Annotated in this window: 27 protein-coding genes, 1 tRNA gene and 1 pseudogene; 15 read left to right on the top strand and 14 right to left on the bottom strand. The window is 61.9% G+C overall.

Annotated elements, in window-relative coordinates; all coding sequences use genetic code 11:
- Positions 1–116 precede the first annotated feature (116 nt).
- From ACSSVG_RS05445 to ACSSVG_RS05435, 3 genes are all read left to right on the top strand, one after another.
- Entirely contained in the window at positions 117–995 is an 879-nt protein-coding gene (locus tag ACSSVG_RS05445) for a DsbA family protein (RefSeq protein WP_231341008.1), read from the top strand.
- A gap of 144 nt (positions 996–1139) precedes the next feature.
- Positions 1140–1216 (top strand) — tRNA-Thr (locus tag ACSSVG_RS05440).
- 143 nt (positions 1217–1359) lie between these two features.
- Positions 1360–1617 (top strand): hypothetical protein, encoded by a 258-nt coding sequence (locus tag ACSSVG_RS05435; RefSeq protein ID WP_492417748.1) that lies wholly within the window; start codon positions 1360–1362, stop codon positions 1615–1617.
- 389 nt (positions 1618–2006) lie between these two features.
- Here the strand turns inward: ACSSVG_RS05435 and ACSSVG_RS05430 are convergent, their stop codons facing one another.
- The 3 genes from ACSSVG_RS05430 to ACSSVG_RS05420 form a co-directional block, all read right to left on the bottom strand.
- Positions 2007–2474 carry a SipW-dependent-type signal peptide-containing protein gene (locus ACSSVG_RS05430; protein WP_492417746.1) on the bottom strand — a complete coding sequence of 156 codons (468 nt, stop codon included), beginning with the start codon at positions 2472–2474 and terminating at the stop codon, positions 2007–2009.
- Positions 2475–2800: 326 nt separating this feature from the next.
- Positions 2801–3406: a TasA family protein gene (locus ACSSVG_RS05425; protein WP_492417744.1), complete on the bottom strand. Its 606-nt coding sequence runs from the start codon at positions 3404–3406 to the stop codon at positions 2801–2803.
- A 208-nt stretch (positions 3407–3614) separates the two neighbouring features.
- Positions 3615–4025: an SdpI family protein gene (locus ACSSVG_RS05420; protein ID WP_492417742.1), complete on the bottom strand. Its 411-nt coding sequence runs from the start codon at positions 4023–4025 to the stop codon at positions 3615–3617.
- An 817-nt stretch (positions 4026–4842) separates the two neighbouring features.
- Between ACSSVG_RS05420 and ACSSVG_RS05415 the strand changes: the two genes are divergently transcribed.
- Positions 4843–5127, top strand: coding sequence for a DUF1905 domain-containing protein (locus ACSSVG_RS05415; protein ID WP_492417740.1), 285 nt, complete (start codon positions 4843–4845; stop codon positions 5125–5127).
- Here the strand turns inward: ACSSVG_RS05415 and ACSSVG_RS05410 are convergent.
- On the bottom strand, positions 5108–5314 hold the full coding sequence (locus ACSSVG_RS05410; RefSeq protein ID WP_492417738.1) for a hypothetical protein: 207 nt from the start codon (positions 5312–5314) through the stop codon (positions 5108–5110). The genes ACSSVG_RS05415 and ACSSVG_RS05410 overlap by 20 nt on opposite strands.
- Positions 5315–5349: 35 nt before the next feature.
- On the opposite strand from ACSSVG_RS05410, the gene ACSSVG_RS05405 reads away from it, so the two are divergent.
- From ACSSVG_RS05405 to arr, 3 genes are read left to right on the top strand one after another with little or no spacing between them, the layout of a single operon-like run.
- Positions 5350–5553, top strand: coding sequence for a hypothetical protein (locus tag ACSSVG_RS05405; protein WP_159708676.1), 204 nt, complete (start codon positions 5350–5352; stop codon positions 5551–5553).
- Positions 5554–5561: 8 nt separating this feature from the next.
- Positions 5562–6011: a Clp protease N-terminal domain-containing protein gene (locus ACSSVG_RS05400; RefSeq protein ID WP_492417736.1), complete on the top strand. Its 450-nt coding sequence runs from the start codon at positions 5562–5564 to the stop codon at positions 6009–6011.
- 2 nt (positions 6012–6013) lie between these two features.
- Positions 6014–6424, top strand: coding sequence for an NAD(+)--rifampin ADP-ribosyltransferase (arr, locus tag ACSSVG_RS05395; protein WP_492417734.1), 411 nt, complete (start codon positions 6014–6016; stop codon positions 6422–6424).
- A gap of 12 nt (positions 6425–6436) precedes the next feature.
- Here the strand turns inward: arr and ACSSVG_RS05390 are convergent, their stop codons facing one another.
- The 6 genes from ACSSVG_RS05390 to ACSSVG_RS05365 form a co-directional block, all read right to left on the bottom strand.
- Positions 6437–7090, bottom strand: coding sequence for a DedA family protein (locus tag ACSSVG_RS05390; protein WP_492417732.1), 654 nt, complete (start codon positions 7088–7090; stop codon positions 6437–6439).
- 109 nt (positions 7091–7199) lie between these two features.
- Complete coding sequence (locus ACSSVG_RS05385; RefSeq protein WP_492417730.1) at positions 7200–8282, bottom strand: LacI family DNA-binding transcriptional regulator; 1083 nt, start codon at positions 8280–8282, stop codon at positions 7200–7202.
- Positions 8283–8320: 38 nt separating this feature from the next.
- A complete protein-coding gene (locus tag ACSSVG_RS05380; protein ID WP_231340996.1) occupies positions 8321–9223 on the bottom strand; it encodes a carbohydrate ABC transporter permease in 903 nt (300 codons plus the stop codon).
- Complete coding sequence (locus ACSSVG_RS05375) at positions 9223–10101, bottom strand: carbohydrate ABC transporter permease (RefSeq protein ID WP_231340995.1); 879 nt, start codon at positions 10099–10101, stop codon at positions 9223–9225. The genes ACSSVG_RS05380 and ACSSVG_RS05375 overlap by 1 nt, the downstream gene beginning before the upstream one ends.
- A gap of 46 nt (positions 10102–10147) precedes the next feature.
- Positions 10148–11485 carry an ABC transporter substrate-binding protein gene (locus ACSSVG_RS05370; RefSeq protein WP_231340994.1) on the bottom strand — a complete coding sequence of 446 codons (1338 nt, stop codon included), beginning with the start codon at positions 11483–11485 and terminating at the stop codon, positions 10148–10150.
- A gap of 53 nt (positions 11486–11538) precedes the next feature.
- Positions 11539–12975 carry a glycoside hydrolase gene (locus ACSSVG_RS05365; protein ID WP_492417727.1) on the bottom strand — a complete coding sequence of 479 codons (1437 nt, stop codon included), beginning with the start codon at positions 12973–12975 and terminating at the stop codon, positions 11539–11541.
- A gap of 346 nt (positions 12976–13321) precedes the next feature.
- Between ACSSVG_RS05365 and ACSSVG_RS05360 the strand changes: the two genes are divergently transcribed.
- Both ACSSVG_RS05360 and ACSSVG_RS05355 read left to right on the top strand, forming a co-directional pair.
- Positions 13322–14881 (top strand): glycoside hydrolase family 32 protein, encoded by a 1560-nt coding sequence (locus tag ACSSVG_RS05360; protein WP_492417726.1) that lies wholly within the window; start codon positions 13322–13324, stop codon positions 14879–14881.
- 126 nt (positions 14882–15007) lie between these two features.
- Entirely contained in the window at positions 15008–15616 is a 609-nt protein-coding gene (locus tag ACSSVG_RS05355) for a dihydrofolate reductase family protein (protein ID WP_492417724.1), read from the top strand.
- 4 nt (positions 15617–15620) lie between these two features.
- On the opposite strand, the pseudogene ACSSVG_RS05350 reads toward ACSSVG_RS05355, so the two are convergent.
- Both ACSSVG_RS05350 and ACSSVG_RS05345 read right to left on the bottom strand, forming a co-directional pair.
- A pseudogene (locus tag ACSSVG_RS05350) lies at positions 15621–16308 on the bottom strand (ADP-dependent NAD(P)H-hydrate dehydratase).
- Positions 16292–16582, bottom strand: a complete 291-nt coding sequence (locus ACSSVG_RS05345; protein ID WP_492417722.1) for a hypothetical protein — start codon at positions 16580–16582, stop codon at positions 16292–16294. The pseudogene ACSSVG_RS05350 and the gene ACSSVG_RS05345 overlap by 17 nt, the downstream one beginning before the upstream one ends.
- 133 nt (positions 16583–16715) lie before the next feature.
- Here ACSSVG_RS05345 and ACSSVG_RS05340 point away from each other — a divergent pair, with 133 nt between their 5' ends.
- A complete protein-coding gene (locus ACSSVG_RS05340) occupies positions 16716–17996 on the top strand; it encodes an NAD(P)/FAD-dependent oxidoreductase (protein ID WP_492417720.1) in 1281 nt (426 codons plus the stop codon).
- A gap of 72 nt (positions 17997–18068) precedes the next feature.
- Positions 18069–18530 (top strand): GatB/YqeY domain-containing protein, encoded by a 462-nt coding sequence (locus ACSSVG_RS05335; protein WP_231340988.1) that lies wholly within the window; start codon positions 18069–18071, stop codon positions 18528–18530.
- An 18-nt stretch (positions 18531–18548) separates the two neighbouring features.
- Here ACSSVG_RS05335 and ACSSVG_RS05330 read toward each other — a convergent pair whose 3' ends face one another.
- Both ACSSVG_RS05330 and ACSSVG_RS05325 read right to left on the bottom strand, forming a co-directional pair.
- Positions 18549–18791 (bottom strand): hypothetical protein, encoded by a 243-nt coding sequence (locus ACSSVG_RS05330; protein WP_231340987.1) that lies wholly within the window; start codon positions 18789–18791, stop codon positions 18549–18551.
- Between the two features lie 101 nt (positions 18792–18892).
- Positions 18893–19351, bottom strand: coding sequence for a MarR family winged helix-turn-helix transcriptional regulator (locus ACSSVG_RS05325; RefSeq protein ID WP_231340986.1), 459 nt, complete (start codon positions 19349–19351; stop codon positions 18893–18895).
- A 139-nt stretch (positions 19352–19490) separates the two neighbouring features.
- Here ACSSVG_RS05325 and ACSSVG_RS05320 point away from each other — a divergent pair, with 139 nt between their 5' ends.
- The 4 genes from ACSSVG_RS05320 to ACSSVG_RS05305 are packed head-to-tail and all read left to right on the top strand — an operon-like array spanning position 19491 to position 23103.
- Complete coding sequence (locus tag ACSSVG_RS05320) at positions 19491–20444, top strand: SDR family NAD(P)-dependent oxidoreductase (RefSeq protein ID WP_492417718.1); 954 nt, start codon at positions 19491–19493, stop codon at positions 20442–20444.
- A 2-nt stretch (positions 20445–20446) separates the two neighbouring features.
- Positions 20447–21343 carry an amidohydrolase family protein gene (locus tag ACSSVG_RS05315; protein WP_492417716.1) on the top strand — a complete coding sequence of 299 codons (897 nt, stop codon included), beginning with the start codon at positions 20447–20449 and terminating at the stop codon, positions 21341–21343.
- Entirely contained in the window at positions 21340–22590 is a 1251-nt protein-coding gene (locus tag ACSSVG_RS05310; protein WP_492417714.1) for an acyl-CoA dehydrogenase family protein, read from the top strand. The genes ACSSVG_RS05315 and ACSSVG_RS05310 overlap by 4 nt, the downstream gene beginning before the upstream one ends.
- 57 nt (positions 22591–22647) lie before the next feature.
- A complete protein-coding gene (locus ACSSVG_RS05305; protein ID WP_178996173.1) occupies positions 22648–23103 on the top strand; it encodes a MaoC family dehydratase in 456 nt (151 codons plus the stop codon).
- Positions 23104–23145: the final 42 nt, after the last annotated feature.

Raw genomic sequence — 23145 nt, 5'->3', positions numbered from 1 at the left:
ACTTGATCGTTCAACTACCGGGCAGGAAGGTCTGCGGCAGATCTTCAAGTTTGCTCCCGTAAACTGACCCCGTTGCCCTAGCTATGCACTATGACGTCGAGTACCCCGAGGAACTGATGAGCCCCGCAAACGAACCACGCCTGTCCAAGGCCGAACGCACCGCCCAGGCACGGGAAAGAGCGCGCGAAATCCGCGAAGCCCAGCTGAAAAAGGACAAGCGCAGCAAGCTTCTGGTTGGCTGGGGCATTGTGGTTGCCGTTGTCGTCATCATCGCGGTGGTGGCGTTCGTGGTCATCGGCCAGGCGCAGAACAACGCACCCATCGCCGACCAAGGCCCGACGCCGGCCAACGGCAACGTGCACGGTGGCGTCACACTGTTGGCCAACAGTGAAGTTGTTAAGTCCGAACCCGCCACCGTCAACGTGGCAGACGTTCCCAGCCCTGCGGCCACCCCGCCTGCAACCGTGACGGTCCCGGGCGGCGAAGCCGAAGCCGGCAAGCCCGTCAAGGTTGTTGCCTACATCGACTTCATCTGCCCCGTGTGCAAGCGGTTCGAGACCACTTACGGAGAGTCCCTGACCAATCTCCGCAATGAAGGCAAGATCTCCCTCGAATACCGTCCCCTCGGCTTCCTGGACCGGCAGTCCACCACCAACTACTCCTCCCGCGCAGCCAACGCTGCTGCGTGCGTAGTGAACTCATCCCCGGAAAAATACGCGGACTTCTTCAACTTGCTCTTTGAACGCCAGCCGGCTGAAGGCGGAGCGGGCATTTCCGACAACGACCTGAAGAAGATGGCCACCGAGGTTGGTGCAGCCAACATCGACACCTGCGTTGACAGCAAACAGTTCCGTCCGTGGGTGAAGGTTGCCACGCAGGAGGCTGCGGCGATCGGTATCACCGGCACGCCCACCGTGTTCATCGACGGCAAGCAGTGGGACGGCAGCACCGACCTGAACGCCGAGATCCAGACGGCAATCACCGCCAAGGGCTAGCCCGGGAATGTACGACGGCGGCCGGTCACCCTTTGTTTTCGGGTGGCCGGCCGCTGTTGTTCCGGCGAATTTCGTTGACGGGGATGGTCTGGGCTAACCTTATCTAGCGCTCTTTCGCGCTTTGCTCCGGGTATTCCGGAGCACGCCTCCTTAGCTCAGTTGGCCAGAGCACCGCTCTTGTAAAGCGGGGGTCGTCGGTTCGAATCCGACAGGGGGCTCCACTAACCCCTCCATTCCGGCGATTTTGCCCGGGATGGAGGGGTTTTTCGTGTCGTATGACTTGCGGCACCGTTGCCTTCTCTGAAGACTGGGCACTGAGCACGGGCCGAGGGGCCGTGGAGCATTAACTGTTGGGGGGCCGAAAATGCTGGGTCAGAGAATGTATGCGTGGCGTCGCCCGTTGTGGCCGGTCACTTTGGCCATTGTCGTGGCCGACATTGTGGTGTGGTTCCTGCTGATCAACGGTGTCACAGGCGGCGACCCGGCCCTCGGCAATGTCGCGTTTGTGGTGACGATTGGGTGGCTTGTGCTGGGGCAGTCCATCGGCCCGAAGCTCCGGGCCCGGAGGGGCGGGCCCCAAGGCGCCAAGACTGAACGGGCAGGCCTCGGACGTGACCACTGACTCCTGAGCCCATCTGGAGAGGCCGGCCAGGGCGAGATAGCGCGGGCGCAGGGGAGCGCTGCGGAATCCAGGTCTGCGGCTTAGCGCCCGTTGAGGGCTGACTGCGTGAACTGGTAGAAGAGTTCTGGGTCGCCTTCGTCCAGTCCGAAGACCATTCCCGCGGAGACCCATCCGCGGCGTGCGAGTAGGCGCTGCAGGCTCAACCACCGTATAGCCGACCTGGGAGCCGTCCTTGGTGGCTACCCTGACCGAACCGGACTCGAGCCATCTACGGCGTTCCCGTCCCCAATGATTTTCATGCTGACCCTACCTGCGCAGACGGAGACGCTCGCAATGGGGCAGCGGCATCAGACGGCGTAGAGGATCCCGACGATTCCGAAAGCCGGACTTCAGGGACAGTTCAGGGTGCCGGTGAGGGGCTGGCCAGCCCAGGCGTTGGTGGAGTTTGGAACCTTGTAATAGCCGCGGATCTGGTAGGTCCACGTCCCGGACAGATTGCTCACGCTTTGGACTCCTGAGCTGTAGGACTTCCCGGAGTTCTTGCTCAGATCGCCGGTGAACTGTACAACGCCATCAGGGTCGATGATCTTCAGCTCGTGGTAGTTCGCGTAGGCGACGGCACTGAAATTACCGACGCTGATTTTGGCCTGGGCGAACCAGAGGAATGAATCGCAGCTCTTGGTCACGGTCACCGTGTTCGCTGCCGGGGCCGGGATTCGGGCCGCGGTGACTGCCATTGCGCCTGTATCGGTGTCGTTGAACTTTGCATGGGCCGGCGAGGCGGGGACGCTGATCATCAGCAGCACGACAGCCAGGATGATGGCTGGTACTTGCCAGATGATGCCTTTGCCCTGCATGTGCGTGTTTCCGTCCCTTTAGCGTGTTCGTTCAATTCAACTGTCCCAACGTCAACTGTGCCCCAGCAGCCTCAGGAAAGGCCTTGGTGAACACTCAAGGTCCGCTCAAGACCGGAAAATCTCCCATGCGGGGTCGCTCACTGCCTGCTGCCTGGAGCTCTGGGGCGCTTTCCGGGGCTGATTTCTTTGGGTCTATGGTCCGGACGGTGGCGAGCATTCCGGCCTCGCGACTTGCCCGGGAAATGGGCCGGGGACCGGCCGGAAGGGCATGCCGGCCGGCCCCCGGGGCCTATGGGGTGAACCCCTCGCGGGGATTCAGGTGGTGCTTACTTGGTGGTTTCGGTGCGTTGGGTGCCGGTGAAGGAGAATCCGACGGTGGAGGCGGCGCCCTGGAAGTCGTTGTTCGCGGTGGCGGGCAACGCGGTGGTGACCTTGAGGTTGTCGGTTTTGGTCGAGGTCAGGGAGGTCAGGTTGTTCAGGACCTTGTTTGCTGCGATCACGGGGCCGTTGGCCAGGACGGTGGTTTTGGTGCCGGCGCAGCTGTAGGGGGCTGCGGTGCCGGTCCAGGCGACGGAGCAGTTTTCGATGCTCAGTTGCAGGCCGTTGGTCACGTCGGTGGTGAGCAGGGATCCGGTGGCGCCGGCGGAGGTGGTGAGGGTGACGTTGTTCAGGTCCGAGTTGCCGGTGTTGGCCAGAGTGACGAGCTTTTCGACCTTGTCGCCGGGCAGCAGGCCGGCGACCGGGACGTTCAATGTGTTGGAGGCTCCGGTGCCCAGGGCGATGGTGACGGTTCCTGCGGTGACGGCCTGGGAGGCGGAGGTGGAGGAGGTGAACGCGCCGTAGGTGCCCATGCCGGCGACGGCGGCTGCGGTGCCGACCAGTGCGACGGAGGCGAGGATCTTGCCGGAGGTGGTCTTGAGGGTGATGGCCATCTGAATCGGTTTCCTTTCGGGTGGCCACCGTGTTCGGCCGGCCGTCTTGTCAGCCTCTCTGGCTGACAAGAACTACTGTGCCGGGCCAGGATCAAGAACCAATCCAGTGTTCAGTCAACAGTCGCTCAGGAAAAACTCAAGACTCCCGCACCGGCAAAATCCTGGCATGATTCCGGGCGGTCGTGTCCGTCTGCACGCCGCAGGCGATTCAGAAACGCCCGATGGCCTTGGACCGTGCAGCCGAGTCGATCTTGGTTGCGACAGCATCAGCCTTGACGGACATACGCATGAGAAGCACGACCAGGACTGCAGTGAAGCCAAGGCCACTGAAGAAGATCAACGGCACGCTGGCGTCATCCTTGGGCAGGACCGCGAAGAGAACCCACAAGGCTGCCGTGCACACGAGCAAGAAGACGGCTGTCCCTTTCAGAATCCTCAAGGATGCCTCATGGGAAGCCATCCAGGCTTCTTCGGAGGCCATGGTCGCCTTGGACCTGATGCCGAAAGTCGGATTCGGTCTGGACTGCCCCGCCTCGATCTGTGAAGCCAACATCTTCAGGAGTCCGGCAACGACCAGGAAAGCGATGCTGAACATGGCCGTGCTGAATGCTGCCCCCAAGAAGCCGCCCTTTCGTTGTGGCGTCACTTATCCGATGACCGACGCTAACCAGCCAGTATGGAGTGGCACAAGTCAATGACCTGAGCCGAGACTCCGCCCCGGCCGCTTGCCAGTGGCCGTTCGTGATACGAATGATCGCTCTTTCTGCAGCACGCCTCACCCGAACCCGGGAAGGTGTCTCCTCGGCCGATTACTTCACTCGGCTCTTCTGTTGAAGCCTCGCTGGCTGACCCTCTGTCGTACCGCGATTATCATCGGACGCGTAGCGAGGGCTGCTGAACTCACGGAACGAAGAAACTTACTGAAATCTCCGATGAATCGTCCTCTACCACGCCAGGTTTGCGTCAGTTCCCACATGGTTCGGACAGCATGCACAGCGAGGACGACGACGAAGAGTGAGATCACCAGGCCGGCAATTGAGGCGGCCACGATCATCACCCCTGTGATGTGGACCAGGAGTACGGCAGTGATCACAACAGTGTGTGCGTCAAGAAGTTCCATATTCATTTCTCGTTATGCGGGTGGGCGGATCGGGTTTGCGCAGGAGGCTCGGGGAAGCGTACTCGCGCGGATCCCGGCACAGTCAAAGCTGTTGACAGCCGGCACGGCAAACGGACACCGAAGCTCACCCCGTGTCGTTTTCGGGCGCTACTCATATCAGGCTGTTCCCCCACAACACCAAGCCTCCCTGATTTCAGTTTCGTCTTATCCTAGCGATGAGCGCGCGGGCGTTCGTTGGCAACGCGTCAGGGACGAGTCAGAATCGCCATGGGGAGGGTGTCCGGTACAGCGCTCCCCATAAGGAGGAGAAGAGAAGATGGCAGAACCACAACCACTGGACATCACCTTCGTTGCCCGGCTCGGCAAAGTCCGATCAGGTGACACTTGGACGTGTGTCCAGCTCCCCGATTCTGCGAAGATCTTTGGAACCCGTGGACTGGTCAAAGTGGCCGGCACCGTAGACGGACACCCATTCACCGGGGCCTTCATGGCGCTGGGAGACGGTACGCACAAACTCCCGGTGGCTGCTCCTGTCCGCAAAGCCATTGGGAAGGGCGACGGTGACGCCGTCGAAGTTCACCTCACTCAGCGACTGAACTGACCTCACTCAGCGACTGAACTGACAGAGCGCAGTGGTGCGACGTGGGAAGGCGGATCAGCTCTTGTGTGCGGCCGTCAAGTGTCAGGTTCATTGCCAGGCTTCCGTGGGAGCGCAAAGGCACGTCAGATTCCTCCTTGAGCCTGGCTGTCTGGGCGAAGCGGTGCCACGAGGCTTTGTCAGTCTGCATTGACAGACGAATTCTGTCAGTCTAGCCTGACGGATATGAATGCTGATGAACTCTCCGAACAGATTCGTTCGACGAGCCCCGCTATCGGCTTACGCGCGGTGGGAGCCCTTCACCGCCTGGCCGAACAGGTCGAAGCAGTCCACGTAGGGGCGGCCCGCGAACAGGGTTGGACGTGGGAGCAGATCGGTGACGCCCTGGGCGTTTCACGACAATCGATACACGCTAAATACCGGGAATGAGTTGAGCCATGTTTGAACAATTTGCCCATGACACCCGAAGGATCGTTGGGTACGCCATGGAAGAAGCCCGAAGCCGGGGCGACAAACGAATGGGAACGGAGCACCTCCTTCTGGGTGCGCTCCACGAACCGGGTCCGGAAGCGGTCCTTGGCGTCAGCCTGGAAGACGCCCGGAAGGCAGCTTCGCGGCTGGATGCCACTGCCCTGAAGAGCATCGGACTCGAAACCAAGGACCTCAAGCGGGCAACCATGCCTACGAAGGGGAGGAAGCCGCCGTTCAGTTCGGGGGCCAAGGAGACCATGGCCAGTATGCTCAAGCATGCCGTGGATCAAAAGTCCCGGCAGATCACCGCCGCCAACCTTATCGAGGCGCTCCTGGAGCGCGGAGAACACGACCCCGTGTCGGCGCTTTTTGACGAGCTTCGCATCGACCGTTCTGCCGTGCGGAAGAGGCTGTAGCTGTGAACCAACCGCTGGACAAAGGACCGTTCTTTCACGGAACAAAGGCCAATCTTCGGGAGGGTGATTTCCTGGGCGCAGGGTTCAGGTCCAACTACCGTCCCGAAGTCGTGATGAACCACATCTATTTCACGGCTCTTCGAGATGGTGCGGGACTCGCCGCCGAACTTGCCGCCGGCGACGCTGAGCCGCGCGTCTACGCCGTCGAACCGACCGGGCCCTTCGAAAACGACCCGAACGTAACCGACAAGAAGTTTCCCGGCAATCCCACCCGGTCATATCGCAGCAGCGCACCACTCAGGGTCATTGGCGAAGTCACCGACTGGACACGGCTGGCACCCGAGGCGCTGCAGGCCTGGAAGGAACGATTGGCAACACTCCTGGCCAACGAGCGCGGTGAAATTATCAATTAGGGCGGCTCTGCCCTACTGGGCGTTTTCCTTGCCTCGTCGTACCTTGCGGACAATGAGCCATGCCACGAAAGCGGCCACACCTGCGTACACGGCGTAGTTGAGGAATCGTGAGTACTGGTCCACTAAGTGGTATTGCTTGCCAAGCAACGCGCCCAGGCCAATGAGCAAGGCGTTCCACAGCCCGGTCCCGGCAATCGTGAAGATGCTGAAGGTGACCAGGTTCATGCTTTCGGCGCCTGCCGGGAGGGAAATGAGGCTGCGAACGCCGGGCAAAAGCCTGCCGAAGAAGATGGCCGACTTGCCGTGACGTTCGAACCATTTGGCGGCATTCTCGAAATCCTCACGATCAACCAGGGGAAGTTTCGACAACAGGTTGATGGACCGTTCCAGCCCTACCTTGTATCCCAGCCAATACAACAACAGTGCTCCTGCGTACGCTCCAAGGGTGCTGGTGAGGAACACCAGGAGCAGGCTGATGCTGCCTTGCTGGGTAAGGAATCCGGCCAGGGGGAGGATGACCTCGCTGGGAATCGGGGGAAAGACTGTCTCCAGCAGCGTCAGCAAGCCCACGCCCCATTCGCCAAGGGCTTCGATAACCTGCGCGGCGACACCGACAAGGCCGGTCAATTGGTCCGCTGAACCCGTCGCTTCCAAAGAGCCGATCAAGCAAGTTTCCTTCCAGGGGGGACGGGTCCAAAGGGAAGCCCAGTGATGGGGGACCACTGGGCTTCCACCTCAACGCTATTCCCACTGACGCCGAAGGGCAACGAAGGGATTACTGGGCTGGTGAATGCACTGCAACGGACGCGCGCTCAACCGGCGGGCATTGGATCTTGACAGCCGACTCCAGGGGAGCGGCGTCGAGGCCCAAGAGCATGCGCACGCCCGCAGCGCCCAATTCGTAGTGAGGCAATGACACTGTGGACAGCGGCGGACGCAGGTGGGCTGCGATGACTTCCTGGTTATCGAAACCCACCACGGCCATGTCGTCCGGAATGGACAGCCCGTTTTCCCGCAGGCCATCGTAAAGTCCCATGGCCATGCGGTCGTTGTAGCAGTACACCGCACAGACCTCGAGCTTGAGCAGGTCGCCAGTGGCGCCGTAGCCGCCCTCCTGATCGGGGTAGGCCTCCAGCACCAGCGCGGGATCGAAGGGAATTCCGGCGGCGTCGAGTGCGTCCTTGTATCCCTGGAGTCGTCCGTCCCGGGCCGGTGCGGGGGTGGTGGCATTAATGAAGGCGATGCGGCGGTGGCCACCGCGGAGGAGGAGTTCCGTAGCCGATTGCCCGCCCTGTGTTTCGTCCGGGACCACGGCCCTGGCAGCTCCGGCCTCCGGGGAGAAACAGTTGACCAGGACAAAATCCGATTCCCGGAGGGTTGCCGGGATGTCGGTGGGGCGGTGGAACCAGGTGGAATACAGGATGCCGCGTACTTTGTACTCCAACATCATGGCAATCGCATCTTTTTCGAGCTCTTGATTGCCCTCGGTGTTCGCGATCAGCAGCGCGTAGCCATGTTTCCAGGCTTCGTCCTGGGCCCCATGAATGATTTGGCCGGCGAAGGGCGTAGTGGCTACGCCGTCGGCAACCAGTCCTATGAACTTGGACGTGCCGCTCACCAACGTTTGGGCCATGGCGTTGGGACGGTAGCCCAGTTGGGTGATCGCCGCGGTGACGCGTTGACGGGTTTCGTCGGCAATGCGGGCGTTTTTCTTCTTGTTGATCACCAGGGAGACCGTGGCAGTGGACACGCCGGCCAGTTCAGCAACTTCGCGGAGGGTCACCGGATGGGCGTGGCTTTTCTTGACAGGAACGCCCTGGGCGGCCGCGTTGCCTGACTCTCTCTCCTGCGAAATCATCTGTCCTCCATCAGGAGTATATCCGGCTGCCATGGGCGTCATCCCTTGTTCGCTCCGCTCTCAAGGCCTTGGATCATGGCCTTGTTAAGGACCAGGAACACCAGCAGCAACGGCGTGATGGTCACGCAGACGGCGGCGAAAGTTGCCGTCCAATCGACCTTGCCCATGGCGCCGATGTAGTTCTGCAGGCCCAGCGGGATGGTCTTGAGGTCTTCGGAAAGAACAAACGTGTTGGCGAAGATGAAGTCGTTCCAGATGAAGATACTGTTCACCAACACCACGGTGACCACCGTGTTGAGGGACAAAGGCAGCGTGATCAGGCCAAAGATCCTGTACGGGCCAGCCCCATCCAGTGATGCTGCCTCGTAGGTTTCCCGCGGAATGTATTCGAAGAAGGACGAGAAAAGGTAGATGGACATCGGCAGGGCGAAACCGGCCAGCGGAATGATCATCGACTGGTAGGTGTCCAGCAGGTTCACGGCGGAGTAGTCGATGAACAGCGGGACCAAAGCGATCTGGACGGGAACAATGATCCCGATCAGGAAGAGGCCCCGGACCAATTTGCTGAGGCGGAACCCAAGGACCTGGATGGCGTAGGCGGCCATCATGCCGAACAAGACGATGAGGATGTTGGCGCCCATGGTGACGATGAAACTGTTCAGGATGTTCCGTCCGAGGTCACCTGTTTCGAAGGCCCGGGCGTAGTTCTCCCAGGTCAAGGAGCTGGGAAGCGCGAACGGATCGCCCGTGGCAAAGTCGTGTTCTGTCCGCAGGCTGGTCAGGAACAGCCAGGCGAGCGGGTAGACCTGGACGATCACGATGAGCATGATCAGGACCCGCGAGAGCGTTCGGTACAAGCTTGGCTTCCGCCGCCGTCGCTGATGAACCGGGGAAGACGGAGCCGAAGCGCGCGGAGTAGCCGGTGCTGTCTGGGTGATCATTAATCTGCCTTCCGCTTGAGCATGAACAAGATGAGGCCGACGGCGACGAGGCACTCGATCACGATGAAGACGGAGATGGTGCTTGCGTAGCCAAAATCCGTGCTGGTGAAGGCTGTCTTGTACATATAGGTAGTGAGCAGCTCGGAGGATTGTCCCGGGCCGCCGTTGGTCATGAGGTAGGGGATGTCGAAGCCCCGCAAGCCGTACGTGGTGGCCATGATGGTGGTGGTAATCCAGACGGGTCGTATGTAGGGGAAGCGGATCTTGGTGAAGAGCGTCCACTTCGAAGCGCCGTCCAGGACCGCGGCTTCTTCGAGTTCCTTGGGCACGGCGATCAGTGCCGCGTAAATGATGAGCATGTAAAGCCCGGTGAACCGCCATCCTTCCGGGGCGGAGACGGCGGCCAGGACGGTGTTGACGTCGGACAACCAGGCCCGTTCAAAGGAACCCAGCCCCACCCAGTGCAGCAGCTGGTTCAGCAGTCCGACTGGATCAATGGAGTAGATACGGACGAAGAGGAACGCAATGGCGACCGTGGAGATCACGGCAGGGAGCAAATACAGGGTCTTGATCAGTTCACGTCCCCGGCGCAGGGAAGTGAGCAGGCTGGCGACAACCAGTGCACCGCCCAATTGCAGGACCAAGCAAATGGCCAGGTAGATGAGGGCGTTGAAGAAGGAGCGCCAGAAGATGTCATCAGCAGTCAGCATTCGGACGTAGTTGGCAAGACCTACGAATTCCATGTCGCTGATGCCGTTCCAGGAGAAGAAGCTCAGGAACAGGGATTGAAGAATCGGGAAGAGGACAGCTGCGCAGTAGAGCAGCAGGGGTGGGAGCAGGAAAACCAGGACTGAGGTCCTTGACCTGTTGGGAAGCATGGTGGGCCTTTCGGGCGGGGGCCTTATCGGCCCCCGCCGCTTGGGTTTACTTGAAGAACTTGGGCGCGTTCTGCTTGATGGCGTCGTCCATGGTCTTGGTGAACTGTTCGGGCGTGATGTTGCCTTGGACCAGGAGGACGAGCTCTTGTTGCAGGCGCCCGTTGGTGGTGGGATCCAGCTGGGTGTCCCACGGCATGGCCTGCTTCTCCCCGAGTGTGTTGGCCGTTTCGAGTGCCTTCTTATACAGCGGGGTGGCGTTCGCGGGGACGGTTGTCTGCACATTGGTGGTGGGGGAGAGCGCTCCGGTGGCCGCGTATTCTGCCGGGTACTTCTCTAAAGCAAACTTCAGGAAGTCGCTGACCAGCGGATCGTACGTCTTTGAGTTCACTGCCATGCCGATGCCGGAGGGTGAGACGAACTCGTTGGCCGCCGTCACGGAACCCGACGTGGTGGGAAGGGTGAAGAAGTCGATGTCGTCCCGGACATCGGGGTTGAGCTTGTCGGTTGCCAGGCTGGGCAGCTCCCACGTGCCGATGTTGTACATCGCGGCCTGGCCGGAGGTGAACTGGTTCTGCGCGTCCGAGTAGCCTTGCGCGGAGAAACCATCCTGGAAGCACTTGGCCTTACCGAGTTCAGCCATCCATTGAACAGTCTTTTGGCCCGCGGGATCGCTGAACGCAGCCTCGCCCTTCTTCAGTTTCTGGACGAAATCCGGTCCAGCGGCCCGGAACGGCTGGTACGCGACGTAGCGTTCCAGCGGCCACTGGTCCTGCCCGTCGATGGCGATCGGCGTGATTCCTGCGTTGCGCAAAGCGGTGCACATCGCGGGGACGTCGTCCAAGGACGCAGGCACAGCCACGCCGGCTTTTTCCAGCAAGGCCTTGTTGTACCAGATGAATTCCAGCTCGAACTGGAACGGGATCATGTACAGGGAGCCGTCGTCGAAGCGTTGGTAGTCCAGCGCGCCGGGGCGGTAGTCGTCATAGAGGTCCAGCGACTTCAGCAGCTTGTCGGCGTCCACCATCTTGCCTTGCTTCGCCAGCTGCTGGGCGAAGGGGGTGGCGTCCGTGTCGAACAGCTCGGGGAGCTTGTTTGCCGCGGCCAGGGTTTCGAGTTTCTGGATGTAGGAGGGGCGGTCCGGGGTGGTGATGAGGTTCAGTGCGAAGCCCGGGTGGTCCTTGGCGTAGTCATCGGCGAGCTTCTTCATGATGTTGATCACCGCTCCATCGGCGGGTCTGGAGAGGAGCCACGATATTTCGCGGGGTTTGATCTCCCCGGTGGGGCTGACGTTGGCGGGGTCGCTGGTGCTCCCTCCGCCGCCGCAGGCCGTCAACGCCAAGGCTGCGACGGCTGCGACGGCGGCAGCACGGAATAGTTTCTTCATTGCGGCAATCTCCCTTGATTGGAACAGAGGTTGGTTGGGGTAGGGCGGAGTATTCAGTTGTCGGTGCGCTGACGTATCTCAAGTTCGGTGACAGTGACGTTTCCTTCGCCGGCGAAGACGCCGATCCGTCCGGAAGCGAGGTCGTAAATCCTGGCGCTGAGCGCCACCTGACGGTCGACGACGGCGACGCAAATGTCGCCGTCGACGATGACCTCAAGGGTGTGCACGCCCGGGGTGAGGTCACAGGGCCGCTCCAGTTCGACGTCGAACGGGACGTCGCCGGAGACGTGCCACTGCGCATCGCCTGTGATGGTGCGCGGCCAGCGGTCGAAGACGAGCCGGCCGCGCTTGGGTTCCAGACGCAGGACGTAGGAATGGTCGCCGTCGTGGCTTGAGCGGAGCAGCAGCCCGCACTCGGTGGTGTTGGCCGCGATGTCCAGCACAACCTTGGCGTAGAACTGATCCGGCAGCTCTTCCGCGGAGATCAGGGCGGAGTATCCGTTCGGCACGGCCAGCCGGGCCGGCAACGCGCTGGTCAGGGATACCGGAACGTCGTCCCAGAAGCTCTCCACCAGCTCATCCGCGAAGGAGAAAGCGAGTGTCCCGTCGGGGTTTTGGCGGGCTTCCAGCACGGACATGGTGCCAGCCCACTGCCACGGCCCTTGATCGCGGTTGCCTTCCTTGCTGGCGATCCATCCGAAGAAGAATCGTCGCCCGTCGCGCTCGGCGGACTTTGACGCGTAGAAGGCGCGCCCGTCGATGCTGTCCAGGTCCGGCACGATCCATGGCCCATCCGGGCTCTTGGCCATCCGGTAGCGGGTGGTGAACGATTCCGAGAACTCGGAGTACACCATGTACCACCAGTCACCCCACGCGAACACGTCCGGGCATTCGTGGGTGATGTAACGGCGCGGATCCCAGAACGGCTCGGTATGCTGCCAGGTCATCAGATCACTGGACACACACTGCGCGATGACTCCGCGGCGCCGTTCAGGCCCGGTGGAATGCCGGGCTGCCAACAGCATCCTCCATTGCGACTTGCTGTCATCCCAAAACACGAAGGGATCCCGCCAGTCACCGGACTCGTAACCGTCCGGAGCGCCGAAAGTCAGTTCCGGGTGTTTTTGCCAGGTCCGCATGCCATCGGTGCTCGTGGCGTGCATGACCAGCTGGAGCGGCGCGCCGTCGGGTCCCAGGTTGCGGGGGTTCTGGCCTGTGTAGAACAAGTGGTGGATGCCGGACTCGTCCGTGACGATGCTGCCGGTATAGGCGTTGAAGTCCAGGTCGGTTTCGCTGCCATGGTGCAGGGAAACGCCGTGGTCCTCAAACTGCGTGAGGTCCTTGGTGGTAACAAGGTTCCATGAGGTTCCGGGCTTCGGGTCGGAGCGGTCTTCGTGAAGGTAGAAGAGCCAGAACTCCCCGTCCTTCTCGAAGGGGATGAGGTCCCCAACCCATCCGTCGGCGGGTTGGAAGAAGACTGAGCGTTTCATCTGCGCTGATGTCCATTCTGCTAAAGCGTTTGATCACTCGTAAGCTAGCGTGAAAACCATCAGTGTTCAAGCGTTTTAGCAAAATTCATTTTCAGTAAAAGTAGTGGTGCTAAAACGCTTGACCGTCGGAACCCCTGCCACTAATGTCCTGCGTAACCGATGACTTACCGGACCGCTCGATGCTGAGCCGTACGGACCAGGCCACGAGTACCGATCCAGCTCTCCCACATGACGTGCAGCATCAGGCTGCCCCGGAACCGCATCCGGCAGCCCGCGCCCGTTCATTACCGCCGAATGACGTTTGGCGCGCCGTCGTGCCTGTCAAACCTTGAGAGGAAACGAATCAATGACGTATGACATCTCTCGCCGCACTGCCCTGCAAGGTGCAGGAGTTGGCGCACTGGCACTCCTGATGTCCAGTGCCGTCCCTGTAGCAGCGCACGCCCAGGCATCCCTCCGGGCGATCTACCACATGACTCCGCCATCGGGATGGCTGTGTGATCCGCAGCGTCCCGTTCATACCAACGGTGCCTACCAGCTCTACTACCTGCACTCCGGCCAGAACAACGGACCGGGCGGATGGGACCACGCGACCACGAGTGACGGCGTGTCGTACACCCACCACGGCGTGGTGATGCCACTGCAGCCGGACTTCCCGGTGTGGTCGGGATCGGCCGTCGTGGACACCGCCAACACGGCAGGCTTCGGGGCGGGCGCCGTGATCGCGCTCGCCACCCAACCCACGGACGGCATCCGGAAATTCCAGGAACAGTATCTTTACTGGTCCACGGATGGCGGCTACACCTTTACCGCATTGCCTGACCCGGTGATCGTGAACACTGACGGACGAACGGCCACCACCCCCGCCGAGGTGGAGAACGCTGAATGGTTCCGTGACCCTAAGATCCACTGGGATGCGGCGCGGAACGAGTGGGTCTGTGTGATCGGCGGGGCCCGCTACGCTGCCTTCTACACCTCTCCCAACCTGAGGGACTGGCAATGGAAGTCCAACTTCGACTTCCCCAACCACGCCCTGGGCGGCATCGAATGCCCGGACCTCTTCGAGATGACCGCCGGAGACGGCACCCGGCATTGGGTGTTTGGCGCGAGCATGGACGCCTACAGCATTGGCCTGCCCATGACCTTTGCCTACTGGACAGGTTCATGGAACGGCACAGCGTTCATCGCGGACAACCTCACGCCGCAGTCGCTTGACTGGGGATGGGACTGGTACGCCGCCGTGACCTGGCCGGCCGTGGAAGCACCTGAGACCAAGCGCCTTGCCACCGCGTGGATGAACAACTGGAAATACGCGGCCCGCGACGTGCCCACGGACGTATCCGATGGTTACAACGGACAGAATTCCATCACGCGCGAACTCAGGCTTGAGCGCCAATCGGGTGGCTGGTACACCTTGCTCAGCGCCCCCGTCCCGGCGCTTTCCAACTACGTCACGTCCACCACCACCCTTCCGGATCGCAGCGTCAACGGCAGCTTCGTACTGCCGTGGGGCGGGCGGGCGTATGAACTGGAGCTCGATATCTCCTGGGACACGGCCGCGAACGTTGGGGTATCTGTGGGCCGCTCGCCGGATGGCGCGCGCCACACCAACATCGGGAAGTACGGTGCTGAACTGTACGTCGACCGCGCACCCTCGGACCAAAGCGGCTACGCACTGGCGCCGTACACGCGCGCTGCAGCACCCATCGACGCCAACGCGCGGTCTGTTCACCTGCGCATATTCGTTGACACGCAAAGTGTGGAGGTGTTTGTGAACTCCGGGCATACGGTGGTCTCCCAGCAGGTGCATTTCGCAGACGGCGACACAGGGATTTCCCTCTATGCCGACGGCGGCCCGGCCAACTTCACCGGAATCACCATCCGCGAGTTCGGGAACGCCATTTAGGGGCCGTCCACCAAGGCGGAAAGTACGACGGCGACGCTCCAGCGGGCGGACGCGTCGCCGTCGTACGTCGCTGTCAGTTGATGGTTCCAGCCTTGACAACCGGGACGCTGCCACGACACTGATTGCATGTACAGGAACAGCCGTGTGTCCGCCCAGTTTTCGATGTCCCTCGACGGCTTCATTGCCCGCGACGATGACGGGATCGGCCCCCTATTCGACTGGTACGAGGCCGGAAGCGTTGAAACCTGGATGCCGGGACACCCTGTTCCGTTCCACCTCAGCGAGGCCGATGCTGCGTACTGGACCTCCCTGCCGCGCGAGGGCGCGTTCATCGCCGGCCGCCGAATCTTCGACATGACGAAAGGGTGGGGCGGGCATCCACCCAACGAATCGCCGACGGTGGTGTTGACCCACCGCGAACCCCCGGCGGATTGGCCGCCCATCAGGCGGGACGGCAGGCCCGTGCCGTTCGAGTTCGCCGCGGACCTGGAATCGGCACTTGATCGTGCTGCCGACCTCGCGGCAGGCGGAGAAATTGGCGTCGCGGGCGCGGACGTCGTTCAGCAGTGCTTGCGCCGCGGGCTGGTCGACGAACTGCGTGTGGACCTCGTGCCGGCACTGCTCGGGAGCGGCATACGGTGGTTCGGAGAGCTCGATGGCGACATCATGCTTGACGATCCGGTGATCGTTCCGGGTAACCGGGTGACCCACTTGATCTACCGGGTACGTCGCTAAGGGCTCAGGTGTTGAGCTCCAGCATCAGTGCCGGCAGTTCGGCGGCCAGTTCGCGTGCCAGGAAACCCAGCGGGCCGAGCTTGCTGGCCAAACGGTCCGCCGCCGCAGCGTGAAGGTGGGTTCCCCAACAGGCGGCCTGCGCGTCGCTGGTTCCCCGCGCCCGCAGCCCGGCGACGGCGCCAGCGAGAACGTCACCGCTGCCGGACGTCCCCAGTCCGCCGCGCCCGGTGGTGATCTTCCATAACTTCGCGCCGGCGCCCGACGGCTCGGCAATGACGCCCTGGCAGCTCACCACGGCATCAAACCGATCTGCCACAGCGGCAACATCGCGTTCGAGGTCTTTCACGTCCCGACCCAGCAATATGCCGGTCTCCGTCGGATTGGGCGTCAGGATCAGCCGTCCCCGCCACGGTTCGAGTTCGTCCTCGATCCTGCCCAGCACTCCCAGGGCAAAAGCATCAAGCACGACGGCGGGCCCTCCCTCGGTGCCGGCGCCGCCGTCGGACTGTTCCCTTTCGAGCATCGCCCGCAGCAGTGCCTCAGCCAGATCGAGGTCGTCCAGGCCGGGCCCCTCCGATCACCAGCACAGCTCCCCGCGAGTACTTGTCCTCGCCCGGTTCCGGCAACGGCCAGTCACGCAGCAGCGAGGGCGTCACCAGGATGGTGGCACCGGATTCACTGCGGGTGGACATTGGCGTCCCCTGCATGTTCGGTCACTGCCACTCCCTGCTCGGCCAGATGGTCAGCCACATTGAAACTCTCCAGTTCCCAAGGGCCTGCACCCGACGGACGCACGTAACGGGTGATCGACGCATTCAGCACCGACGTGGTCGCCTGGATGGTCTCGGCTCCGGCCAAGCTCGCCTCTGTCGCGGCCACGTTGCCTTCGCTTTCACCGTGCCGGATCAGCAGCAACTCCACGGCACCGGCTTCCTGCACCGCGTCCGTCAGCCCGTCCTCGTTCACAAAGATCACTCCCCCGCGTGCGTTGCCGAATGCAGAACACTACCCACTGGGTACCCTCCGGCCCAGAGAATAAACGCACGACGGCGATCGGGGAACCCTGTTCCCGGAACCCGCGGTGAAGTAGGTTGCTCGCATGGAGGACTCATATCAGGTCATCATTGCCGGTGCCGGATTCGCCGGAGTTGCAGCTGCCAAAGAACTTGGCCGCAAGGGTGTGCGCGTCTTGCTGATCGACTCAAACAACTACCACCAGTTCCAGCCACTCCTATATCAGGTAGCGACGTCCCAAATTGGCGTGTCGGCCATCGCCCGGCCGCTGCGTTCAGTTTTCCGCCGCTACAAGACGGTGAAAGTCCTGACCGCCAAGGTGGACTCCGTCAATGCGGGAGAGCGGGCGGTCACAACTGCTGATGGCCAAACGATGCGCGCCGAAATCCTGGTTATTGCTGTCGGGGCCGTCCCGAACTTCTTCAACACCCCTGGGGCGGAAGAACTGGCTTTCCCGTTGTATTCCGTCACCGACGCCACCCGGCTCGGCACAGGCCTGACGCGGTTGCTGGACCAGGCGGACAGAAAGCCTGACGGTTCCGTGGATGTAGTAGTGGTGGGAGGCGGCCCCACTGGAGTTGAAACCGCCGGGGCAATGGCCGAGAACGTCAAGTACGTGGTTCGCAAATACTTCTCGCCGGAGCTCGCAGCGCGCTGCCGTGTGCACCTCGTGGACATGGTTCCCAGCGTGTTGAACATGTTCTCCTCAAAATCCCAGAGCTACGCAACAGAACACTTGAAGAAGGTGGGGGTCCAACTTCACATGGGAGTTGGTGTTACCGAGGTCCGCGCTGACGGCGTGACCTTGGCCGATGGGAGTTCCGTACCTGGCCAGATCGTGGTGTGGGCAGGAGGCCTGAAAGCGGGCGATCTTATTGCCGGCTCCGGGCTGACCCAGGGGAGAGGGGGCCGCATTGACGTTGATACGGACCTGACTGCTCCGGATGTGGAGGGCGTGTACGTCGTCGGGGATTGCGCCAACATCACCGATTCCACGGGTGCGAAGTTGCCGCAGCTGGGGTCGGTGGCTCAACAGGCAGGTAAGTGGGCCGCATCAAACATCCTTGCGGATCTCAAGGGTGGGACCCGTACCCCGTTCCGGTACGTCGACAAGGGGTACATGGCGATGATCGGACGGGGTGCCGCCGTTGCGGAGCTCGGCCGCAAACGGATCCAGTTGCAGGGCGTTTTTGCCTTCCTTTCATGGCTGTTGGTACATCTGGCCCTGTTGTCGGGCTTGCAACAAAAGATCCGTGCCCTGTTTTCGTGGCTCAACGGATACATCCTTCACAGCCCCGCCCAAGTGGTGGTCAGCGGGCCTATCGAAAAGGAACCACCCGAGCAGGCGGCCAGCGGGAAGCCATGATGTCACGTCCTTCGGGTCGAGGGTGTGCGCAAGCTGCGAAGATATGAGTAGGAATCCCGAACAAGGAGCATCATGACCCTCAAAGAACGCCTGAAGGCCGACGTCGTTGACCACATGAAAGCCGGAAACAAGATCGCGCTGACCACGGTGCGCAACGTGCTGGGTGAGATCACCACCCGCGAAAAGTCGGGCAAGACCCCTGTGGAACTCGACGACGTGCAAGTGACGTCGCTGCTGCAGAAGGAAGCTGCGAAGCGCCGGGATACGGCCCGTATTTACACCGAGGCCGGCGAGGCGGACCGGGCGGCAGCCGAGGTGGCAGAAGCGGAGATCATCGAGGAATACCTTCCCAAGGCACTCACCCGGGAAGAAGTGGAATCCATCGTTGACGAAGCCATCGACGCCCTGAAGGCCGACGGCCAGGAACTTTCCATGCGTTCCATTGGGGCCGTCATGAAGCCCGTCACCGCCAAGGTAGCCGGTCGTTTCGACGGCAAGACCGTCAGCGAAATTGTGCGCGGACGCTTGGCCTAGAGCAACCCCGCAAACAGGTCAGTGTTTGGCGGCCGTTCGGGCCATCAAGGCCCGGAGGTCGTCGGCTACCTTGGCTACCTCGCGTTGGCGGGCGCTTCGGTGAGGCCTTGATTCATGGCCCGCCGGCCTGGCTTTAGGAGGAGTGGCACGGAGCTGCGGATCGCGACGGAACGCTGCGTCGCGTCCAATCTTGGGATCACGCACTGGGGCGTCAACGCTGACGGAGCCCTGCAGGGGATCGTGGAAGAGCGGAAGGTTCATGGTCACTGATCCTGACACATGCGCTCGCCCTCCGATATGGACAACCGCCCACGATCTACCCGAATGACTGTGCAGAAGTCCATTCGGGCTGTAGCGCGTGCCTAGCCCCAGAGCGCCTTCTTGAGCAGCGCCCTCAGTTGCACATTCTCCTCGTCGGTCAATGCGGCGAGCTGCGTCTCCTCGCAAACTTCCAGCGCGGCCCGCGCCTTGTTGTGGATCCGCCGGCCCTCGGCTGTGGAGACGATGATCTTCGCCCGGCGGTCCTGCTTGCCCTGGGCTCGTGTGACCAGGCCGCGGTGTTCGAGATCGTCCACGAGGCTGACCACCTGGCTTGGGTCCAGGCTGAGGAAATCAGCGAGCTCCCGCTGCGTGGGTTCCAGCCCGCTGCACGCGAGAGTCAGCACGGAAAATGAGCGTTCCCTCAGTCCGTAATCCGCCAGCGCCTTGTTGTTCAGCAGCGAACCCGTGGCGTGCAGTTTGGCCAGCAACAGGCCCACATCACTGCCGATTTTTGCTGCGGCCAGGCGCGGGGTTTCCACTTCGGTGCTTTGCGGGCCCATGACAACTCCAATAGTAATGAAAAACAATCGTTGACTTTTTCAATGATCCGTATTCTCATTGATCATGACAAGGATCTCACGATGCTGTGGGATCGGCCCCACCGGCGTCAGCCGGTTACTGCATGCGAAGGAGCACGCCATGAGCTTGAACGGCAAGGTTGCAATCGTTACTGGGAGTGGGCAGGGTCTTGGACTCGCTTACGCGAGGGAACTCGCCCGCCGGGGTGCCGCCGTCGTGATTAATGACGTGAATGCTGAGACTGCGGCGGAGGCTGTTGCGCTGATTGAGGCCGACGGCGGTCGGGCTACGGCGGTGGTGGTTCCGGTGGGTTCGACGGATGCTGCGAAGGCGTTGGTGGCCGGTGCTGTGGAGGCGTTTGGCGGGCTGGACATTCTGGTGACGAACGCCGGGATTCTGCGGGACAAGAGCTTGTTGAAGATGACGGATGAGGATTTTGACGTCGTCATCAACGTCCACCTGAAAGGCACATTCACGTGTGTCCGTGAGGCGTTTGCGTACTTCAAGGAGAACAACATCCCCGGCCGGATCATCACGATTGGTTCGCCGACCGGCCAGCGCGGCAACTTTGGCCAGAGCAATTACGCCGCGGCGAAGGCCGGCATCGTCGGCATGGTGCGCACGTGGGCCCTGGAGATGAAGAGGGCCGGGGTGACGGTGAATTCGGTGATTCCGGTGGCGGCAACGGCAATGACCAAGACGGTCCCGTATTTCCAGAAAGCTGTCGAGGCTGACGAGCGTGGCGAGGCAATGCCGTCGTTCTTCCGCCACGATCTTGGTTTTGGAACGGCCGACGACGTTGCCGGGCTGATTGCCTTCCTCGCCTCTGATGAGGCCGCGGGGATCACGGGCCAGGCGATCGGTGCCGGTGGTGACCGGTTGCAGGTCTGGACGCACCCGACGGCGGCGAGCACTGAGTACTGCGAGGGCGGCTGGGATTATGAGGCACTGCAGGAGAATGCCGGCTCCCTCTTTGGTGCGGATGCTTTGCAGAGCTTCGGGGAGGAATTCCTGCCCTTGCCCGCGGAGTTGCAGCCCGAGCCGGCTAAATCTGAAGCGGTTCAGGCGCGCTGATCATGGGTGAGCGTTACGAACTAGGCATCGACGCCTCCGGGCTGGATGCGATTGACATGCATGTCCATCTCGAGGTGGACAGCTGCGGGCACGGCTCACTCCCGGAGGCGTTGACGGAAGCTTCGGCGAAGTACTTCAAGTCCGAGGACCGCACTCCGTCGCTGGACAGGATCGCGGAGGTGTACCGGGAGCTGAACATGGCCGCGGTCGTTTTCACGGTGGATGCCCGGACGCAGCTCAAGCATGAGCCCAACAGCATCCCGGAGCTGATTGCCGGAGCTGCGCGGAATAATGATGCGCTGATTCCGTTCGGCAGTGTTGACCCTAGGACCGGGGAGGACGCGATCGCGGGGGCGAAGCATCAGGTTGTTGAGCTCGGTGCCCGCGGCTTCAAGTTCCATCCCTCGTTGCAGGGTTTCGATCCGTCCAACGAGGTGTTCTACCCGTTGTGGGAGGCCCTGCAGGAGTTGGGGTTGCCGTGTATTTTCCACACGGGCCAGAACGGTATGGGGGCTGGTCTTCCGGGCGGGCATGGGATCAAGCTGGCGTACTCGAACCCGTTGTTGCTCGATGCGGTGGCTGCTGATTTCCCTGGCCTGCAGATCATCATGGCCCACCCCTCGGTGCCGTGGCAGGACGAGGCGAACTCGATCGCGACGCACAAGTCCAACGTGTTCATCGACCTGTCCGGGTGGTCGCCGAAGTACTTCCCGGAATCCTTGGTGAAAGCCTCGAACTCGGTGTTGCAGGACAAGGTGTTGTTCGGCACGGACTTCCCGCTGATCACCCCGCAAAAGTGGCTGGGCGCGTTCGCGGACCTTCCTTTGAAGGACGAGGTCCGCCCGAAGATCCTCAAGGACAACGCCGTCAAGCTGCTGGGACTGGGCGGCTTGGGATGAGCACCACGACGACAGCAACAGGTGTGGAGCAGCGGCTGTACTCCGTCGCGGACTGGTACGACGCCGAGGCGCTCCTGACCACCGAAGAGCGCCGGGTTTTGGGCCGCTTGCGGGACTTCCTGGATACCGCGGCGAAGCCGTTGCTGGCCGAGTATTGGGAACGTGGGGAGTTCCCTGAGCAGTTGGCCCGGCCGTTGATTGATCTTGACCTGATGGAGCCGGCCGAGCTGACCGTTGAGGCCCCCGCTCGGGGCATCTTCCACGGGTTCCGGAATTTCGAGCTCGCCCGCACGGATGCTTCATTGGCTACGTGGTTCAACGCCCAGTCTGGTTTGTTCCGGACCGCGATCCGCGTCGGTGCCTCCGAGGAGCAGCAGAAGGAGTGGATGCCCAGGGTCCTGGACTTCTCCCTCAAAGGCGTTTTCTCGTTGACCGAACCGGACCATGGGTCGGACATCGCCGGCGGGCTCGCCACCACCGCCCGCTACGAACCAAGCCCAGGAACAGACCCCGACGGCGGAACTGGATCCGACGGCGGTAGCTGGGTTCTGGACGGTGCGAAGCGGTGGATCGGGGGAGCCTCCACGGCGGATGTGTTGTGTGTGTTCGCCCGTGACGTCGCGGACGGTCAGGTCAAAGCGTTCCTCGTGGACAGGGCCGCCGCAGGGGTGTCCCTGGAGAAGATCCAGGGGAAGACTTCGCTGCGGATGATGCAGAACGCCCACATCACCCTGGACAGTGTCCGGGTTCCGGAGGGAATGCGCCTGCATAACGTGAATTCGTTCAAGGACGTCGCGGCGATGCTGCGGGCGATGAGATCCGATGTTGCCTGGATCGCTACGGGCATCCAGGCCGGCGCGTTCGAAGCCGCCCTGGCCTATGTGAAGGAACGGCAGCAGTTCGGCCGGTCACTGGGATCGTTCCAACTGGTCCAGGAGAAACTGGCCCGCATGCTGGGCAACATCACCGCGAGTTTGTCGTTGGTGGTGCGGTTGACTGAGCAGCAGGGCTGGGGGATCTACCGGGACCAGGATTCGGCCCTGGCCAAAATGCAGACGTCCCTGATGATGCGCGAAACCGTGGCTCTGGCCCGCGAAGTCGTGGGCGGCAACGGCATCACCCTCGCCGCCGACGTCGCGCGTTTTCATGCCGACGCGGAGGCTGTCTATTCCTACGAGGGCACCCACGAAATCAACGCCCTCATCATCGGCCGCGCCCTCACCGGCGAGGGCGCTTTCACCCGCTAAGCAACGCAGCTTTTCAACCAACGCTCTTTTTCAACCAACACTCAACAGGAGGCAAAGATGCCCAATCTCGTCGTCGATTTCGACACCCTGCTCACCATGTCCGGCAAGGACCTCGGCACCACCGATTACCGTGAGATCACCCAGCAGCAGATCAACCTGTTCGCTGACGCGACGGACGACCAGCAGTGGATCCACACCGACCCGGAACGGGCCAAGGACGGCCCGTTCGGCGCCCCGATCGCGCACGGTTTCCTCACCCTGTCCCTGATCATCCCGTTCTGGGGCGAACTCTTCGACGTCGAAGGGGTCACCACCAAGGTCAACTACGGCCTGGATAAAGTCCGCTTCACCTCCCCGGTGAAGGTCGGGTCCAAGGTCCGCATGCAGGGCAGCATCGCCGAAGTCACCGAGGTCAAGGGCGGCGCCCAGATCAAGGTCAACGCCACCATCGAAATCGAGGGCCAGGAACGCCCCGCCGTCGTCGCCGAATTCCTCGCCCGCTTCTACAAGTAACCCGCTTTCCTTCGCTAAGAAACCCACCCCTCCTCTCCCAAG

The sequence above is a fragment of the Paenarthrobacter sp. E2MeOHC11 genome (genome assembly GCF_058744955.1).
This window is presented reverse-complemented; position numbering and strand designations above follow the sequence as displayed.